The organism is Cesiribacter sp. SM1 (genome assembly GCF_020178975.1).
Lineage (GTDB): Bacteria > Bacteroidota > Bacteroidia > Cytophagales > Cyclobacteriaceae > Cesiribacter.
Genome location: NZ_JAHXBU010000093.1, coordinates 349,524 through 366,458, shown reverse-complemented (window position 1 = coordinate 366,458; position 16,935 = coordinate 349,524). Strand labels below are relative to the sequence as shown.

13 protein-coding genes are annotated in these 16,935 nt (G+C 49.0%); 9 read left to right on the top strand and 4 right to left on the bottom strand.

Annotated elements, in window-relative coordinates:
• Positions 1-70: 70 nt before the first annotated feature.
• From KWJ01_RS23430 to KWJ01_RS23420, 3 genes are all read left to right on the top strand, one after another.
• Positions 71-1,891, top strand: a complete 1,821-nt coding sequence (locus KWJ01_RS23430) for a M2 family metallopeptidase (protein ID WP_224999556.1) — start codon at positions 71-73, stop codon at positions 1,889-1,891.
• A gap of 165 nt (positions 1,892-2,056) precedes the next feature.
• Positions 2,057-3,535, top strand: a complete 1,479-nt coding sequence (locus tag KWJ01_RS23425; RefSeq protein WP_224999555.1) for a M28 family peptidase — start codon at positions 2,057-2,059, stop codon at positions 3,533-3,535.
• Between the two features lie 154 nt (positions 3,536-3,689).
• On the top strand, positions 3,690-6,302 hold the full coding sequence (locus KWJ01_RS23420) for a response regulator (RefSeq protein ID WP_224999554.1): 2,613 nt from the start codon (positions 3,690-3,692) through the stop codon (positions 6,300-6,302).
• 183 nt (positions 6,303-6,485) lie between these two features.
• Here KWJ01_RS23420 and KWJ01_RS23415 read toward each other — a convergent pair whose 3' ends face one another.
• Together KWJ01_RS23415 and KWJ01_RS23410 are read right to left on the bottom strand one after the other, a co-directional pair.
• The gene (locus KWJ01_RS23415; protein ID WP_224999553.1) at positions 6,486-7,847 is read right to left on the bottom strand and encodes a sigma-54 dependent transcriptional regulator; all 1,362 of its coding nucleotides are present in this window, start codon (positions 7,845-7,847) and stop codon (positions 6,486-6,488) included.
• A 202-nt stretch (positions 7,848-8,049) separates the two neighbouring features.
• The gene (locus KWJ01_RS23410) at positions 8,050-8,634 is read right to left on the bottom strand and encodes a hypothetical protein (RefSeq protein ID WP_224999552.1); all 585 of its coding nucleotides are present in this window, start codon (positions 8,632-8,634) and stop codon (positions 8,050-8,052) included.
• 324 nt (positions 8,635-8,958) lie between these two features.
• Here KWJ01_RS23410 and KWJ01_RS23405 point away from each other — a divergent pair, with 324 nt between their 5' ends.
• From KWJ01_RS23405 to KWJ01_RS23380, 6 genes are all read left to right on the top strand, one after another.
• On the top strand, positions 8,959-10,707 hold the full coding sequence (locus KWJ01_RS23405) for a glycoside hydrolase family 15 protein (RefSeq protein ID WP_224999551.1): 1,749 nt from the start codon (positions 8,959-8,961) through the stop codon (positions 10,705-10,707).
• Positions 10,708-11,049: 342 nt separating this feature from the next.
• Positions 11,050-11,628, top strand: a complete 579-nt coding sequence (locus KWJ01_RS23400) for a hypothetical protein (RefSeq protein WP_224999550.1) — start codon at positions 11,050-11,052, stop codon at positions 11,626-11,628.
• A 14-nt stretch (positions 11,629-11,642) separates the two neighbouring features.
• The gene (locus KWJ01_RS23395; protein ID WP_224999549.1) at positions 11,643-12,641 is read left to right on the top strand and encodes an SDR family oxidoreductase; all 999 of its coding nucleotides are present in this window, start codon (positions 11,643-11,645) and stop codon (positions 12,639-12,641) included.
• A gap of 135 nt (positions 12,642-12,776) precedes the next feature.
• Complete coding sequence (locus KWJ01_RS23390; protein ID WP_224999548.1) at positions 12,777-14,456, top strand: murein L,D-transpeptidase; 1,680 nt, start codon at positions 12,777-12,779, stop codon at positions 14,454-14,456.
• Between the two features lie 91 nt (positions 14,457-14,547).
• Positions 14,548-15,357 carry a sterol desaturase family protein gene (locus KWJ01_RS23385; RefSeq protein ID WP_224999547.1) on the top strand — a complete coding sequence of 270 codons (810 nt, stop codon included), beginning with the start codon at positions 14,548-14,550 and terminating at the stop codon, positions 15,355-15,357.
• Complete coding sequence (locus KWJ01_RS23380) at positions 15,354-15,551, top strand: hypothetical protein (protein ID WP_224999546.1); 198 nt, start codon at positions 15,354-15,356, stop codon at positions 15,549-15,551. Before KWJ01_RS23385 ends, KWJ01_RS23380 begins: the two co-directional genes overlap by 4 nt.
• 19 nt (positions 15,552-15,570) lie before the next feature.
• On the opposite strand, the gene KWJ01_RS23375 is transcribed toward KWJ01_RS23380, so the two are convergent.
• Both KWJ01_RS23375 and KWJ01_RS23370 read right to left on the bottom strand, forming a co-directional pair.
• A complete protein-coding gene (locus KWJ01_RS23375; protein ID WP_224999545.1) occupies positions 15,571-15,945 on the bottom strand; it encodes a MerC domain-containing protein in 375 nt (124 codons plus the stop codon).
• 388 nt (positions 15,946-16,333) lie between these two features.
• Positions 16,334-16,915, bottom strand: coding sequence for a molybdenum cofactor guanylyltransferase (locus tag KWJ01_RS23370; protein WP_224999544.1), 582 nt, complete (start codon positions 16,913-16,915; stop codon positions 16,334-16,336).
• Positions 16,916-16,935: the final 20 nt, after the last annotated feature.

Here is a 16,935-nt window from a genome sequence, read left to right as displayed (position 1 = left end):
AAGGGTTGCAACTCTATAACCTTTAAGTAGTTTTCAGTACATTAGCACAATCTGGATTTACTTACTAATTATGAGAAAATTTTTACTGTTAGTGCTGGCAACCGGCACTTTTTCCTGTTCCCAGTCACCTTCTGAAACCAGCACAACAGAGAGTGAAGCTCAGTTGCAGGCACAGCATTTCATTGATGATTATACCCAGCAGTTTAAAAAGCTTTACTACGAATCTGCCGAAGCGGAATGGGCCTCCAACACCCGCATAATACCCGGCGATACAACAAACGCCTGGAAGGTACAACAAGCTAACGAAGCTTATGCCCGCTTTACCGGCAGCAGCGAAAACATAGAGAAAGCAAGAGAGCTGCTGGAGCAGGAGGCACTGCTGCGCCCCATACAGGTAAAACAACTACAAACAATCTTATATACTGCAGCCAACAATCCTGCTACGGTAGAAGACCTGGTAAAAGAGCGTATAAAAGCAGAAGCACAGCAAACCGAACTTTTGTTTGGCTACGACTTTAAAGTAGACAACAAGTCGGTAAGCACCAACGACATCGATAATATTCTGAAGGGCACCATGAACCTGGATAGCCGCCAGAATGCCTGGGCCGCCTCAAAAGAAGTGGGCACCGGCCTGCGCGAGGGCCTGTTAAACCTGCGCCGCCTGCGCAACGAAACAGTAGAAGCCCTGGGCTACGACAACTACTTTGCCTACCAGGTAAGCGACTATGGCATGACCTCCGATGAAATGATGGCGCTGAACCAGCAGCTGATTCGGGATATATGGCCGCTGTACCGCGAACTCCACACCTATGCCCGCTACGAGCTTGCCAAACGCTATGGTGTGCAGGAGGTGCCAGCTATGCTGCCTGCCCACTGGCTGCCCAACCGCTGGGGCCAGGACTGGAGCCCAATGGTAGAAGTAGAAGGCATAAACCTTGATCCTGTACTGGAAGAAAAAGGCCCGGAGTGGCTGGTACAACAGGCCGAGCGTTTTTACATCAGCCTGGGCTTTCAGCCCCTGCCACAGTCTTTCTGGGAAAAGAGCAGCCTTTACCCTGCTCCTGCCGATGCAACCTATAAAAAGAACAACCATGCCTCTGCCTGGCACATGGATCTTGAAGAAGATGTACGTGCACTGCAGAGTGTAATACCAAACGAAGAGTGGTACGAAACCACTCACCACGAGCTGGGCCATATCTACTACTATATCAGCTATACCAATCCCGATGTACCACCACTCCTGCGCGGAGGGGCCAACCGTGCATTTCATGAGGCTGTGGGCAGCATGATGGGATTAGCCGCCATGCAAAAACCTTTTATTGCCGGCCTGGGCCTGATAGATCCCAACACTAAGACAGATGAAACACAATCACTACTGAAAGAAGCCCTCAACTACATTGTGTTCATCCCCTTCTCAGCAGGGGTGATGACGCATTTTGAGCACGATTTATATGCAAACGACCTGCCTGCAGACCAGCTGAACAAGCGCTGGTGGGAGCTTGCAGAGAAATACCAGGGCATGGTGCCACCGGCAGTACGCGGGGAAGAATATACCGACGCCGCCTCTAAAACCCACATCAACAACGATGCGGCCCAGTACTACGATTATGCCATCAGCTATGCACTGCTGTTCCAGCTGCACGACCATGTAGCCCGCAACATTCTTAACCAGGACCCGCGCAGCACCAACTACTACGGCAACGAAAAAGTAGGAGACTTCCTCAAAGACCTGCTGCGGCCGGGCGCAACCCGCGACTGGCGTGAGCTGTTAAGAGAAACCACCGGCGAAGATTTAAGCGCCAAAGCCATGCTCAGCTACTTCGAGCCACTCATGGCTTATTTGAAAGAAGTAAACAGGGGCCGCACCCATACACTGCCCGAAACAATCTGATGCTACCAGCGTGAATCCTGAAAGGCTGCCAGTACCATTTACTGGCAGCCTTTTTACAAATACAGATAATTATATTCAAGCACTTCGTTATGTTAGCGGATTGCTATTTTGTCCTGATCACCAAAAACTTTTCACCACTATCATTATATGTTACGCTCATCATTTTTGGCATTTACTGTATTACTTACGGGCAGCATCAGCCTGCAGGCTCAGCAAACAGATGCACTGGCCAAGATAAGAAGCCAGGTAGAACAGCCAGAAGTAGAAATGCACGTTCGCTTTCTGGCAGCCGATGAGCTGGAGGGGCGTGATGTTGGCAGCCCCGGAATAGAAATAGCAGCCCAATACCTGGCCTCCTACTTTCGCTCCCGAAATCTAAAAAGCCTGCCCGATGCCGAAAACTACCGGCAGCGCGTTCCCTTCCTGCAGGCAAAGCCACCCCTGCAGGGCGAGCTGAAAATTGGTAAGCAATCTTTTACACTCAGCCAGGACTTTGTGGTACGCCAGGGGCAAAATGGCAGCTTACAGGGCTCTGCAGTGGTGCTCGACTGGGGCACAGGAGCGGAAGTTACAGCCGACCAGGTGAGGGGAAAATGGGTAATAGCCAAAGCCGGAACAGAAGCAGGCGCAAGCCCCCAGGCACAGCTTACAGCAAGTGCCGATAAACTTAAAAAATTACAGGAGCTTGGTGCATTAGGCCTGGTTGAGCTTTTCCACAACCAGCAAAGATCCTGGAATCAGCTGGCACCTTACCTGTCTGGCAGCAAATTTATTCTGGGCAGCAGTAATGCAGCCACGCCCTCTACATTCCCGCTTATCTGGTTGAATGATACCAATCATAGCCTGCATCAGAGCCTGAAAAGTCAAAAGCGGCCCCAGCTAAGTTTCAGCATTTCAGGTAAAGAAGAGCAGGTTTTGAGCAGCTCCAACATACTGGCAGTAGTAGAAGGTACCGACCCTGAACTTAAGCAGGAGTATGTTATGCTCTCTGCCCACTACGATCATGTGGGCATAGGCAGTGCCGTAAATGGCGACAGCATATACAACGGTGCCCGCGATAATGCCGTGGGTGTAACAGCCTTGCTGATGGCCGCAGACTATTTTTCAAAAAATCCTCCGAAACGTTCTGTGCTACTGGCAGCCTGGACAGCCGAAGAAAAAGGACTGCTCGGCAGCCGCTGGTTTGCAGAACATCCGCCCGTTCCCCTCAGCCAGATAATATTCAACCTGAACATTGATGGTGCCGGCTATAACGATACCACAAAAGTAACCGTCATTGGCCTGGAGCGTACCGAGGCGGAAGCCGACCTTCAGGCTGCGGCACAGGCTTTTGGCCTGGAGGCCATACAGGATCCGGTGCCTCAGCAAAATCTTTTTGACCGCTCCGATAACGTACATTTTGCCAGGGCAGGTATACCGGCACCCACCTACTCCATGGGCATGACGGCCTTCGATGCTGCGCTTATGCAATACTACCACCAGCCCGCCGATGAGGCCGAAAGCATCAACTTTAGCTATGTTAGCCGCTATATTCAGTCGTTTATTTTAGCTGCAGAAAAAATTGCCGGCGCCGCACAGGCTCCATTCTGGAGAGGCGGAGACAAATACGAAGCTGCCGGAAACACCCTCTACAACAGAAAATAGCCTTCTAATGGAGAGGCTGCCTGCCTCTCCATTATTGCTTTCAGGGGCATTAATTGTGCTTAAGGCAGCTCAAGCCCTATTTAACACTAATACAAGCCCCTGGTATGAATGATTTTTTGTAACTTTTCGTTGATAAGAAAATTAAGAGAATCTATTGGCTACGTTCGGAAGCATTACAAAGTCGACTAAGGTAAAGGTATTTCTAGCCTTTGGCCTCCTTACCATCGGTCTGGTGGTTGCCCTGTACTTTGCCATTACCAGTTTCAGGCAAATTTCGCAGTCTGTCGAAACCCTGGCAAAGCCTAACTCCATGCCGGTTCACCTGAGCCAGCTGCTTACCAGCCTGTCAGACTCAGAGAGTCATTTACGCGCCTACAGCCTTACCCAGGATAATACTTACCTCAAAGCATACGAGGAGAATACGGCTGATGTATACAAGCAGCTTAACTCCCTGAAAAAAGCAAACCAGGATGAACGCTGGCAGAGAAGGTTAGATACCCTCACCACCCTGATCAATAAAAAAGTTGAAGGTTTAAACTCTTTTACTGTTCTAAAAACCCAGCTCGACAGACCCGTTTTTACTGATAAAGCCCTGAAGCGCCTGCAAGATCAGGCCAATGATCCTGTATCGGTAAACACTACCCTTAAAAAAATAGAGCGGGAAGTAAAAAGAGATTTGCCACCACCCCCAAAGGTGCGCATGGAAAAGGTTGAGAAAAAAGGTATACTCAACAAGATCTTTGCCAGGGATAAAAAGGCTCCTGTGGTTACCATGGGAGACAGCAGCCTTGTTACCACCACTAAAGAAGTAAGTGTAGATACTATTGTGCTGGCACAGCCAATGGCAGATTCTCTCATAAACGGAATGCGCAAGATGTTGCGTGAAATCCAGAGGGAAGAAACCAGTAACCGCCGGCAGCTTAGCAAGCAGGAGCTGGAGCTACTGGCATTCGACCAGGTAGTAATGGAGCAGATCAGGCGCATTATTCACCTGATGGAGCAGGAAGAAACCGCCATCTCGAATAACCGCATCCGCAAGGCACAGCATATGGTAGATGAAGCTTCGCTCATCATATTCCTGATCAGCTGTACAGGCCTTGTTACCAGCTTTGTGTTTGTTGCACTGGTAATCCGCGATATTAGCCGAAGCAACTTTCTGAAAGCGCAGCTGGAAAAAGCCCGCCGTAAAGAAGAACAGTTACGCCAGGTAAAGGAACAATTCCTGGCTAACATGAGCCATGAGATCAGAACACCCCTCAATGCCATTGTTGGCTTTTCTGAACAGCTCCGGCAGCAGGCACTGCCGGCACAACAGCGTAAGCAGGTAGAGGCCATCCGCTTTTCATCAGACTTCCTGCTTTCAACTGTAAATGATATTCTTGACATGAGCAAGATCGAAGCAGGGCAGATCAGCTTTGAAAAGATCGATTTTGACCTGCTCCAGATTTTACAGCAAACTACCCAGCTTATTAACGGCAGGGCTACTGAAAAAGGCCTGGTGTTTAAGCCCGACCTGCCGCTGGCACCCGCTTATATAAAGGGCGATCCCTTCAGGCTTCAGCAGATCCTGTATAATTTACTGGGCAATGCCGTTAAGTTCACCGATAGCGGAGCCGTTAAGTTAAAATGCCGGGTACGTGATAACGGTTTTGGCAAATACCTGGTAGATATAACCGTTTCTGACTCAGGCATTGGTATTGCCGCAGAAAAGCTCAAACAGATCTTTGAAAGCTTTACGCAGGCCGACCCCTCCATTACACGCCGCTATGGTGGCAGCGGCCTTGGCCTTGCCATTACCAAAAGGCTTATTGACCTGCAGGGTGGCGAAATAAGTGTTAGGAGCCGCGAAGGCAGGGGTACCGTATTTTACATAACAATTCCTTACCCTAAAGGCAGGCCGGTAGAAGAACAGGCACCGCTTATCAGCAAGCCCGAAAGCATTCCTGCAACCTGGCAAAATATGCAGGTACTGGTGGTAGACGACGACCCGCTGAACGTACTCCTGCTCAATACCATTTTACAGAAGTGGCATATTCCTACTGAAATAGCCAACAGCGGGCAGGAAGCTTTAAACAAACTGGGCGCCCGTCGTTACGACCTTGTGCTAACCGACATGAACATGCCCGGTATGAGTGGGCTGCAACTGTTAGAGAAAGTAAGGCAGTTAACAGGAAATAACAGCCAGATACCTGTAGTAGCGGTAACTGCAAACGCTATGAAAACAGACCTGGCCCGCTACCTTGAGCTGGGCATGACAGCCTATCTGCTCAAACCTTTCCAGGAAAGTGAGCTGTTGCAGCTCCTGGCTACCATCTGGAAAGATGCAGCACCTGCGCCACCAGCAGAAGCTGGCAAAAAAGTAAGTACTAAAGTACAGGCTCCGGCTCCCGCCTCTGTTCAACAGAGTGGGTATAGCATTGAAATTTATCAAAAATATTCCGGCGGCGATCCCGATGCATTAAAGCTCATGCTGTGCACCTTTCTGGAGAATACCAATGAGTACCTGCCACTGATGGAGCAGTATTGCCAGCAGCAGAACTGGGGCCAGTTAAAAGAGCTGGCACATAAGATGTTTCCTTCAGTAAAGCAATTCAAAGCCGAGAAGGCTGCTAAATTGCTGCGCCGCATGGAGCTGGAGGAAGCTCCGGCAGAAGTTCGCACCGCATGGGTGGCAGAATTCCGCACTGAGGCGCTACAAATTATGTCTTTTGTGCAGGCCGAGCTTCAGGAAACTGCTGCCAGCGCAGCCAGCCAGGGCAGCTGGTAGCCCATAAAGCGCATCTTTCTCTCCAAAGAGAAGGATCGTAAGCAGCATGATCAAAGCCATGGTACCTTATCATAAAAACGGCCCTGGAATCAGTTCCAGGGCCGTTTTTATATTTTATCAGTCTCCCGATAATTCGGTAAGAGTAAGAAATTTTCCTGATCATCAGGATGATCTGATGATGGATCAAACCTCCATATTATAGAGTTTCAGCTTGTTGTAAAGGGTTTTACGATCGATATTCAGCAGGCGGGCAGCTTTCGACTTATTAAAGTTAGCCTGCTGCAGTGCTTTACGAATCATTTCCCGTTCGTTATGCTCGGCTATGGCCTTCAGGTCTACTGTACTGCTGCCCCCGCTTGCTACCACAGGAGCGGGCTCTGCCTCTGCCGACTGCGCCTGCAGGACCAGCTCCTCCGGCAACTGCTCCTGGCTTATTGTTGTACTGCGGGTAAGCAATACAGCTCTTTTTACAGTATTTTTCAGCTCCCTCAGGTTGCCCGGCCAGCTGTAATTTCTGAATATCTCCAGTACTTCAGCATCAAAACCAGATACTTCCTTTTCAAGCTCATGGTTTGCGTTTTTGAGAAAATGCCTGGCAAAGAGTTCAATATCAGCAACACGCTCGCGTAATGCCGGGGCCGATATGCCAAACTCATTAAGCCTGTGGTAGAGGTCTTCCCTAAAACGGCCTTCTTCTACCGCATGCAGTAAGTTTTCATTTGTGGCCGCTATAATGCGTACATCCACTTCGTGATCGGTATTGCTGCCCAGCTGGCGCACCTTGCGTTCCTGCAAAGCCCGCAATAACTTAACCTGCACCTCATAAGGCAAATTACCTACTTCATCAAGAAACAGCGTGCCGGTATGTGCCTCCTGGAACTGCCCTTTTTTATCGGCATAGGCACCTGTAAAAGAGCCTTTCAGGTGACCAAACAGCTCGCTTGCAGCAAGGTCTTTGGTAAGGGTGCCACAATCTACTGCCACAAAGGGGCGCTGGCTGCGCTTGCTGTTCATGTGGATCATTTTGGCTATGTATTCCTTACCAGTACCACTTTCGCCCTGTATGAGCACCGACATACGGGTTGGCCCAACCAGTTCAATAAACTCGCGGATCTGACCTGCTGCTTCCGACTGGCCCTGCACAAACTCAAGCTCATCCTCGGCTGCTCCTCTCCCGCTTTCCTGCGATCTTTTCAGGGCAGCCTGCATGGTCATAAGAATCTCATCAGGATTTACCGGCTTAGTAACATACTCATACGCGCCCAGCTTCATGGCGCGCACGGCTGTTTTGATATCCCCAAAGCTGGTCATCAGGATTACAGGTGTCTGGGGATGCAAATTTCTGGATTCCTGTAACAAATCAATCCCATCATGATCAGGCAGCCGTAAGTCGGTAAGTAAAATATCGAAGGTACCTTCGCGTACCTGCTTCATTCCCTCTTTACCCGTAGCTGCTTCAGTTACGGAAAACTGGTTCTTGTTCAAAAAAGTCCGCAGCATCAGGCGGAACATCGGATCGTCATCTACTACCAGAACGTGGTTCATTCTATAAAAAAAGGCTAAACAGGGTTAAGGTACAAATTAAGCTGTACAAAAAAAAGCGGAGTGCTACTGCTGCACTCCGCATTCTTGGTCATAATCAAGTTTAAAAAATACCGTTACCTGAAAAAATAGGTTATGGGGACCTCAGGCGCCGACATTGAGCGATCTGCGTTCAGAATCAAATTTTTGGTTTAGCTAGAATAGTTTATTCCTGGTTGCCTGTTGGGGTGGTTCCTGCAGCACGGTCTACACGAGACAGCAGTTTACCCTGGTGGTCGTAACGAAGCACTACACCTGGCACTTTAACTTCTACCATTTTCTCTTCGGCTACTACACCTTCTTCTGCAGCCTCTTCAGCGATTTCTTCAGTTTGTGCCTGCGAATCCTGAATTTCTTCCTGCATGTCTTCAGATACAAGCTCTACTTCGTAAAGCATGGCTGCCTGCTCAGCTTCTGGCTGGCTGTCAGCCTCACCTTCTGTACCTGTATTAGACATATTGTCTGTCTGCAGCTGAGTACCCGGAGTTGACTGAAGCTCTGTTACCGTTACAACTTTCCACTCTTTGAACTCACCGCTTTTCAGCGAGCGCTGCACAGCTTCCGGCAGCTCCTCTACTTTAATGGCACGACGGCCTGCCTCAGCAGGTGAGTCTGACATTTTATCTACAGTGATAGATTGTTCTGTTTGTTCTGTATTGGTGGTTTGATCTCCTTCAACTGGGGTTGTTTGAGCAAATGCTACACATGAACCAAAAGCTACTGCTACAAAGGTTAATACTGTCTTTTTCATGTTAGTTCTCAATTATAAAATGTATGTGCCAAAGTATTAGGAAAAGACCGTGCCAAAACACACCAAAGCTGCAAAAACCGCATCTATTCAATTCTAAGGCCATTTCTCCTGTATTCACCCTTTCTAAATTCCTGAGGAATGACTCTACAGCTGTAGATATATTCTGCTAAAAAGTGTGGAATTTTACCTGGATATTACATTTATATTACACCCACTTTCAGGTGCTGTTCAGCCTGCTGAAGGCCCGTTTTTATTCCTTCATCTGCACGCCGCTTAACAATTACAGCAGGGGCTGGTTTCCCAAAGAGCTATTCTGCTATCATAATGAAATCAGCCCCTCGTTCTGCAGCCTTTGTTTCTTTACCCGATCTGGCCCTCATTGGCGACAGGCGTAGTTGCGCACTGCTGGATAAGCAGGGCAACGTTGTATGGTATTGCCCCGAGAGGTTCGACAAGCCCGCCATGCTGGCCTACCTGCTGGACCCGGAGAAGGGGGGCAGCTGGCAGCTGCTCAGCAACGGACTTTCGTTTAAGGAGCGGGAGTACATTGCTGAAAGTGCCATACTGCGCACCCGGCTTAGCTGCCCTGCCGGAGAGCTTGTTCTGGAAGACTGGATGCCCCTGAATGGCAGGTTTTACGGAATTTGTCGCCGCCTTTCTGCAGCGCCCCTTCCTGTTACACTAAGGCTAACACCACGCCCTAATTATGCCCGCAGCAGAGCGGTGCTAGAACTAAGAGAAGAGAAGCATGCCTGCATAGATTTTAACCTGCATCTCTATGCTTCACATCCTTTGGAGATTCAGGAAGATGCTGTCTGCTGCAACATTCCGGAAGGTGAAAAGGCATGGTTTGCATTGGCGGAAAAGACCTTTGAATGTCATGAAATACTAATAGAGGAATCTTACCGGCAAACCCTGGAAAACTGGGCAAAGGTTGCCAGCCATATTTCTTATAAAGGCCCATACGAAAAAGAGGTACATAATTCCCTTAGGCTGCTGCGCATGCTTACCTTTCATTTGAACGGTGGCGTAATAGCTGCCGCTACCACCTCTTTACCAGAAGTACTGGAGGGCGACCGTAATTACGATTACCGCTATGTGTGGCTGCGCGATGCCGCCATGATTGTGAGTGCACTCACCCGTGCTGGCAGCGATGGTGTGGAAGAGCGGCAGTTTCTAAGTTTTATCTGCTCGGCCATGCACAGGCTAAAGGAGCCTGTTGTGCCGTTTTTTACACTGGATGAGCAACCTGCACCACATGAGCAGGAAATTCCGCTGCAGGGTTACCGCAACAGCCGTCCTGTGCGGATTGGCAACAATGCTAATAACCAGCTGCAGCTGGATGCCAGCAGCAATGTGTTAATTGCCGCAAAGGTTATTTACAATGCCTTTAATACCCGCGAACACTGGGAAACTATTCGCATGCTTGCCAACTATGTATGCGAACACTGGCAGGAGCCCGACCATGGTATGTGGGAAGAAAAAACCAAAAAGCATTTTACCTCCAGCAAGGTTATAGCCTCCTGCAGCCTGGAGTACATTGCCAAACACAGCCAGGACGAACAGGAAAAAAAACGCTGGCTGCAGGCTGCAGGCCAAATCAGGTTATTCATAGAAGAAAACTGCCTCACACCAGAGGGTGCTTATGCTGCCTATGCAGGTGCCCAAACGGTTGATGTCAGTGCTGTTCTTTTCCCCATCTGGGGTTTTGTTGATGCAGAGACAGCTGAAATTATAAAAACTGTTGAGGTGCTGGAGCGCGATTACTGCTACAATCATCTATACAGGCGCCAGCTGATAAACTTTGATGCTAAAAAGGAAGGTGTTTTTTTAGCAGGCAGCCTTTGGGTTGCTCAATATTGGGTAATGAGAAAAAACTGGCAGAAGGTAGAAGCAAGTCTGGATGCCATTCTGCCTTACATGAATGATATTGGCATAATGCCCGAGGAGGCAGATCCTGATACCGGGGAGTGGCTTGGCAACCTGCCCCAGACGTTTGTACATGCCTCACTCATTGGTACACTTATCGATTATAAGCGGGCCCGTTACGATAAAGATAAAACAGAAGATTAAATGCACTGCGGCAGCAATCTTCCCTTGCAAATTCCTGATACAGCACAAAGCCAGCCTTCCCTCTACATAAAACAATATACAAGCCCTTTGCACAGGCCTTATTCCCTAACAGCAACCTTATAAAACCCCTACAATCCATCAATTAGTCCGGAAAGTTAACAGCAGAAAACTGTTTACAATCCTGCTAAAGAAAATAAACAGGAACAATGCTGCTGTTCTAACCAAACGCCTGCGATCACGTTTCAATACTAGGCTCAGCATTAAACTGAGCGAAAAGTGTAGCAGCCGTTTGATGGCTGGGGTTACACAAAATGCCCTTTAGCAACCAAAACACACATCTTAATGTCAGACAATAATTTTTTTATCTCCTTATCTAAAGTTGGCGGAGCCCTTGGCAGGGGACTGATTGCCGGTTTAGCCGGTACCGTTGCCATTACCATCTCTCAAATGATAGAGATGCAGCTAAGCGGCCGGGGCAGCAGCGATGCGCCCATGAAGGTAGCCGGAAAAGCCCTGGGAGTAGAACCCAGGGGAAAAGCAGCGCTTGAAACGGCAAAGGCAGAAGACAATAACGATAAGCAGGAAGAAAAGCTGGAGGAAAAGGTAGAAGCCAACAAAGAACAGTTCAGCCAGCTGATGCATTTTGCTTATGGTACCAGCTGGGGTATTGCCAGGGGTGTACTTGATTTGGCCGGCCTGCGTGGAGCTCCTGCAAGCCTGATACATTTTGGTACTGTGTGGGGCACAGCCCTGCTGATGCTACCAGCTGCAGGAGCCGCCAAGCCTGTTACCAAGTGGCCTGCAAAGCAAATAGCTACCGACGTTCTTCACCATGCGGTATATGCAGCCGCTGCCGGTGCGGTGTACGATGCCATGCCGGCAGGCAGCTATGGTAGAAAAAGAAAGTGGAATATTTTTTAAGAATTAAACCTGATATGGAAGACAACAACAAAGATGTAGTAGTAATAACCGGCGCCTCTGCCGGCCTTGGCAGGGCTATTGCAAATGAATTTGCCAAAAATGGCGCCAGAATAGCGCTTATTGCCCGCGGAAAAGAACGCCTGGAACAGGCAAAACAAGAGGTTGAAGATTTTGGTGGCCAGGCCCTTACTTTTTCTGCAGATGTAGCAGATGCAAAAGCAATGGAAAGAGTGGCTGCTGAAGTAGTAGAAAAATGGGGCACCATTGATATTTGGGTAAACAATGCCATGGTGGGTGTACTGAGCCCTGTAAAGGAAATGAAAGCCGAAGAATACAAGCGGGTAACAGACGTAACCTACCTGGGGCAGGTATATGGCGCACAGGCTGCGCTAAAGTATATGCTGCCCAAAGACAAAGGCTGTATTGTTTTTGTTGGTTCTGCTCTTGCGTACAGGGGCATCCCGCTGCAGTCGGCCTACTGTGGTGCAAAACATGCCACCCAGGGCTTTTACGATTCTCTTCGCTCCGAATTGATTCACGACAAGAGCAACGTTCAGATTACAATGGTGCAAATGCCTGCCATGAACACCCCGCAGTTCGACTGGATGCGTAACCGGATGCCCAACAAGCCAAGACCCATGGGTACCATTTACCAGCCTGAAGCAGCCGCAAGATCTGTTTACCATGCAGCCTACCACCCGGAGCGCGAATATAAAGTGGGCTTCCCAACCCTGCAGGCTGTACTGGGCAATAAAATACTACCCATTGTGGGCGACTGGGTACTTGCAAAAAATGGCTATAAAGGACAGCAAACTAATGAGCCCAAAGGAAAAGAGCCCCTCGACAACCTGTTTGAGCCAGCCCCTGGAAACTTTGGCTCCCATGGCCGCTTTGATGCTAAGTCAAAAGATAAAAGCATAGTAGGCTGGATGGGGCGTCATCAAACTGTTCCGGCAGCTGCAGCAGCCGTGCTGGCAGGCCTTATTGTTGCTGGCATTGTGTTTAAGAAATAGAGAGATCAATTTAATGCATAAACAGGCTGAAGAACGCTAAAAAGCTGGAGTTCAGCCTGTTTGTAGCACAACAGCAAAGGGATTTTTTATATAACCCTCCAATCCCCCTTTGCCCTGTAAAAGATTCTGATACTAATGAAAAAAATTGCAAACTACCTCCTACTTTTATTGTGTGTACCAATGTTTATCGCCTGCAACAGTGACGGAAGCAACAGGCAGCCCAATGTTTCAGGCAGCACCTCTGGCGATGAAGAAGCGGGAAACAGCTTTCAATACTCCAGAGAAGAAGCCGGCAGTTTTATTGAGCAGTGGGTTGATTCTGCCGAGCTGAAAACAAACCTGCCAAAAATTAAGGAAGCTCAGGTTACCGAAGATCTTTACAGCTTTTACAGTAAGCGCAACTATAGCCCTGCCTGGACCGCCGGCACTGCAGCACGCCTTGTCAGCACCATCAGGAATATTGAGCAGGAGGGTCTTAACCCCGATTCTTATCCTGTAGATACTATCCAAACCCTGATAGAGCAGGTTCAGCAGGAAAACAGCGCTGAAGCAGGTGCCAAACTGGACCTGCTACTCTCTGCTACCTATTTAAAACTGGCAGATGTTATTGCCACCGGTAAAGTAAAACCTGGCAACTACTACAACTCCTGGCATATTAAGCCTGTAGCGCCAGACACCCTCTACACCCATCTTCAGCAGGCTGTGGAAAGCGGAGAGGTAAACGCTTCGCTCGATTACTTCAGGCCACGCTTCGACCAGTACGAAAAACTGCAGCAGTACATCGATACCTACAGCAGGATTGTGGAGAACGGCGGCTGGCCGGATATTGAAAGCAAGGGTGAGCTACAGCCCGGAGACTCCAGCCAGCAGGTAGAACAAATCCGCCAGCGACTGCACATAAGCGGCGATCTGGCTGCGGGCCCATCTGAATGGACAAGCCCCGCTGTTTACGACTCTACCCTTATATCTGCAGTAAACAACTTTCAGGTACGCATGGGGCTGGAGGTACAGCCAACCATAACCGCCGAAATGATTGAAGCCATGAACGTACCTGCCGAAACGAGGCTGAAGCAGATTGCCCTTAACCTGGACCGTATCCGCTGGTTTTCTTCCGGAGACATGCCGCCTACCTATGTGTTGGTAAACCTGCCGGAATATAAACTACAGGTGGTTGACGATGGAGAAAAAGTCAAAACCATGAAGGTAGTAGTAGGCGAGCAAATGAATTCAACGCCAATCTTCAGTGATAAAATTCAGTATGCTGTTTTTTCTCCTTACTGGAATGTGCCCAACAGCATTGCCATGGATGAGATCTGGCCCAATGCCCGCAACAACCCCGGCTACCTGAGCAGCAGGCATTATGAGGTGCTTACTGGCTGGGGTGATGATGCCCGGGTGATCAGTCCGTCAGAAATAGACTGGGACAACCTGCGCCAGTATCGTATCCGGCAAAAGCCGGGACCCTGGAATTCCCTGGGAAGGGTCAAGTTTATGTTCCCGAACGATTATGCCATTTACCTGCACGATACTCCCGCAGACCACCTGTTTGAAGAATACACCCGCGCTTTCAGCCATGGTTGTATCCGGGTGGAAGAGCCGGCCTGGCTGGCCGACTGGCTCTTTCCTCAATACGAAAGGCAGGATGTAAAAAACAAGATGAACAACACTAACCGGGATATTGTGAGCCTGGAGGATGAGGTGCCTGTTTATATCTTTTACCTCACCTCTTTTGTTGATGATAACGGAGATATAAATTTCAGGGAAGATTTGTATGAGCTTGACAAGCGGCTAACCCCTCAGTTTGACCTGATTTAAGCATGTACGTATCCCCTGTTTCTTTAGGGTGTGGCGCTTTAACAAGCCTTAAGCCCAAAACATAGCATTGCCTGCTGCGGTAGTATAGGAGATGAAGCAAAATACAGCCCGTCTTACCCGCCGCCTCTATGATTTTAGAGGCAGCCCCTTAATAGCCCTTGCCGTTGGGGTACTTTTTGTACTTGAAAAGCGCTATGCCCTGCGCAAACAAAAAATGCCGCTGCCGGACCGCCTGAAAACAAATGCAGCCATTGTAAGCACAGCTGTACCTGTACTGCGCCTAATTCTGATTCCGGCCATGGTACGGGCAGCTGCCTGGGGGCAAAAAAACAGCATAGGCCTGCTGCAACACCTTAAAGCGCCGCAGCTGCTGAAGGACACACTGGCTTTTGCTGCGCTGGACTGGACAAACTACATCTGGCACAGGCTCAACCACCGCTGGCCACTCATGTGGCGCTTTCACCAGGTGCACCATACCGATCTTGATATGGACGTAACCACAGCCCTGCGCTTTCATATCGGTGAGCTTTTCACCTCTGTACCCTTTAAAGCGGGCCTTGTGCTGCTCTTTGGTGCATCTCCCCGAACAACCCTCATTTACGAGGTTTTCTTTGAGCTGGCTAATAACTTTCACCACAGCAACCTGCGCCTCCCGGAGCAGGCCGACCGGCAGCTGGCAAGTGTAATTGTAACACCGCGCATGCACGGCATTCATCATTCTGTAGTGGAGGAGGAAACGAACAGCAACTATTCCGTGATCTTCAATCTCTGGGACCGGCTACATGGCACCCTCAAGCTGAATGTGCCACAGGATAGCATTACCATTGGTGTGCCATATGTACGGAAGCATCAGCCAGCGGATCAGCTGCTAACAATGCCTTTCAACGTTGCTCCTGCATGAGGGCTTATGTGTACCTGGGAGACCGCCAGACCGATCCTTCACTAAATGGCAGGCCCTGTTATGCAGTTTTAAGAAAGGATGGCAAGTGCATCAGGGGTAAAAACGGCACAATGTTGGTTAGCTTTGAAAACGGCCGTCTGGCAACCGTTATTGGCAGGCTGTTGCGAAAAACAGCAACTTTCAAGGCAGAATGATAATCAGTAACTGAATAATTTACTTATGTGTGTAGCGCCAGTTCAGGTAGTGTCCTATAGCCACAAAACCTCCTCCACTGCTGGTCATGAGTAGTTCTGCTAACATGGATGGAGCCAGCATTATTCCTGCTGAAATAAGACAAAAGCCACTTAACATGGTGATGAGCACCCGCTTTCTGCGATGCTTAAGGTAAGACAGCCGTAAAGAAATAGCTGCAATGGCAAAACTCCCCAACAGCAGAATACCCTCCGCCAGGGAACTATGCAGGTAAGTTCGCTGGGCCAGGGGTAAGAAAACTAACAGAAGGGGCAATAGCGCGCAATGTACGGCACATAAAAGTGAGGCAAAAAATCCAAATGCATCCAGGTGTAAAGAGACAAAACGGGCCCGCATTAGCAAAAAATAATTTTGTACTGGGGCAAAGGTAGACTATACCCTAATTAAACGCAACATAGTTGCATTAAATATTTACACCCGTAAGCTATTGCCTGCCAGTTATCATCAATGCAACCTGAGTTATGGGCTGAAGCTGTTGATAATCTACCTGTTATCATCTTCTACAGCTAAATACAAGTCCTCATTCACCTGAAGCAGGAGATCTGTTTGCTGTTACAGGTAGAATCACCATTCCTGTTTTTAGCTGACAGCTCCCCGCCTGCGCGGGGATGACGATTAAGGAGCAACTGACGCTGATGCTCCTCCTTAACTCATTGCTCATCCTTAACTCACGTTAATGCACTGAAAACAAAGCAAAATGCAGCTGGTGGTAAACTCCGCTGTACTAATCTGCAGGATTGCTGCCGCTGTTGTAGTTTGTAAAGGATATACGGCTGGAAATAGGTACTTTTCTGGTTCTGCCCTGCTCCAAAATGCTTCTCAGGCTATAATTCTTCAACGTTTTTTCTTCTACCTGCCTTGCCACTTTTCTTAGACCCCGGCCAGTGTAAATACCGCCAAAGGGTTCTGCAAAGTCCTCTTCATGGTACACATAGAAATCGGCAAGCGTGCTGGCCTGGTAAATGCGAATTAGGCTGAAAAGGGTATTAAACTCCATGTTGATCATATCGCAGGCCATCAGCAGCAGGTCCCAGTGCTGATATTGCTGATGCACACTCAGCAGGCCATTCAGTGGCCCGGCAACGGGAACTGCATCTACCACCAGCTGCTCCCGCGCAAATATTTTACTGTAGTTGTTGAACTGCGCGCCACTTACGGAAACCACTACCGGTAACTGCAGTGCTTCCAGCTTTTCGGCCACATGTTTAGCCCAGCAGGAATCGCCCATTGGCATCAGGCCTTTATCCCTGCCCATGCGTTTACTTTCTCCACCACAAAGCACTACCCCCAGCAAAGGAGTTTTCAAATAAGATTCCTGTGCTCTGA

Coding starts and splice junctions, on each gene's coding strand:
- KWJ01_RS23430 (WP_224999556.1), top strand. CDS start 71: ATGAGAAAATTTTTACTGTTAGTGCTGGCAACCGGCACTTTTTCCTGT.
- KWJ01_RS23415 (WP_224999553.1), bottom strand. CDS start 7,847: ATGAACCACGTTCTGGTAGTAGATGACGATCCGATGTTCCGCCTGATG.
- KWJ01_RS23410 (WP_224999552.1), bottom strand. CDS start 8,634: ATGAAAAAGACAGTATTAACCTTTGTAGCAGTAGCTTTTGGTTCATGT.
- KWJ01_RS23405 (WP_224999551.1), top strand. CDS start 8,959: ATGAAATCAGCCCCTCGTTCTGCAGCCTTTGTTTCTTTACCCGATCTG.
- KWJ01_RS23400 (WP_224999550.1), top strand. CDS start 11,050: ATGTCAGACAATAATTTTTTTATCTCCTTATCTAAAGTTGGCGGAGCC.
- KWJ01_RS23395 (WP_224999549.1), top strand. CDS start 11,643: ATGGAAGACAACAACAAAGATGTAGTAGTAATAACCGGCGCCTCTGCC.
- KWJ01_RS23390 (WP_224999548.1), top strand. CDS start 12,777: ATGAAAAAAATTGCAAACTACCTCCTACTTTTATTGTGTGTACCAATG.
- KWJ01_RS23385 (WP_224999547.1), top strand. CDS start 14,548: ATGAAGCAAAATACAGCCCGTCTTACCCGCCGCCTCTATGATTTTAGA.
- KWJ01_RS23380 (WP_224999546.1), top strand. CDS start 15,354: ATGAGGGCTTATGTGTACCTGGGAGACCGCCAGACCGATCCTTCACTA.
- KWJ01_RS23375 (WP_224999545.1), bottom strand. CDS start 15,945: ATGCGGGCCCGTTTTGTCTCTTTACACCTGGATGCATTTGGATTTTTT.